This is a genomic window from Ruegeria sp. AP12, from assembly GCF_056540025.1.
Window position 1 is genome coordinate 1 of sequence record NZ_JBQFVZ010000087.1, and the last position, 1,177, is coordinate 1,177.

General features: G+C 55.8%; 1 protein-coding gene. It reads right to left on the reverse strand.

The genetic code is table 11. From position 1 onward, the window contains the following. On the reverse strand, window positions 1-1,020 hold a 1,020-nt coding region (locus ACR0E6_RS21420; RefSeq protein ID WP_480587094.1), incomplete at its 3' end, for an ABC transporter substrate-binding protein. Window positions 1,021-1,177: the final 157 nt, after the last annotated feature.

Below are 1,177 nucleotides of genomic sequence, written 5' to 3' on the forward strand. Positions count from 1 at the left end.
GCCCAGCTGGCCGATGTAAAAGTTCGGATCGACCAGAAGCTGCTTGCCATAGTTGTCGGGATGTGTGTTGACCTTCACTCCCATCTCATCCGAGATTATCCCGGTGCCGAAGGCACCCGAATTCACCGGACCCAACGGCATGGTCACCGCCAGCCTCGCCTGTGCTTCGGCGCTCAGCAATTCGTTGATAAGCCGCATCGCGTTGTCTTTCTTCGGAGCCCCCTTGGGAACCAACAAGCAGTCCACGTCCATCGTGCCGCCATCAAAGGCATAGGCCACATCAATGCCCGACGCGATCACGCTTTCTACGCGGTTATGGCCCATATGGATCACGTCCACTTCGCCGTCACGCAGCAACTGCGCCGATTGCGACCCGCCGCGATACCAAACGGTAACTTCGGGGGCAATCTCACCCAGCTTGTCCCATGCGCGCGCCTTGCCCTCATTCGTGGCCAACGTGTCATAGATCTCGGCCATCGGCACACCATCCGCCATGAGCGCGGCTTCGAGGTTATAGTTCACCTTGCCGTGCATACCGCGCTTGCCGGGGAAGTTTTCCAGATCCCAGAACTCTGCCCAATTGGACGGGCCATTGTCGCCAAATGCATCCTTGCGATAGGCAATCACCTTGGTGAAGTTGATGAAGCCGATGTAATTGTCATGGATCAGCTCTTTCGGAATGCCTGTGGTGTCAACAATCGAATAGTCGATCGGCTCAAGGCTGCCTTCCCGGCTCAGGGTTTCACACGAAGGCAAATCCTGTTCTGTAACGTCCCATGCAACGGCACCCGCCGTGATCTGCGCGCGCACGTCCTGAATGCCGTTTGTCGTATCTTCCTTGACAGTGATATTCAGCGCACCAGCGGCAGGTTCCAGCATGGCTGAGCGCAAGGCATCCTGAAACGAGCCTCCCCAGGACGCAAACACGACCTCTCCCTCGGCAAAGGCAGGCGAAGCAATGGCCAGGCCACCTGCCACTAGCGCCGTGGTGAGCTTCAGTTTTTGGTTATCTTTCATCATGTCAGGCTCCTCCCGAACTGTTGGTTGGTTTGTGGCTTCGCGACATGCGCGGCTCCACATAATCATTCGCAATCGTTTCATCTAGCAAAACGTCATTTCAGTTTTACTAGAGCTGATGTTGGAATTGGTCAAGGATTCTTTTGCCCCGTAGGATTCA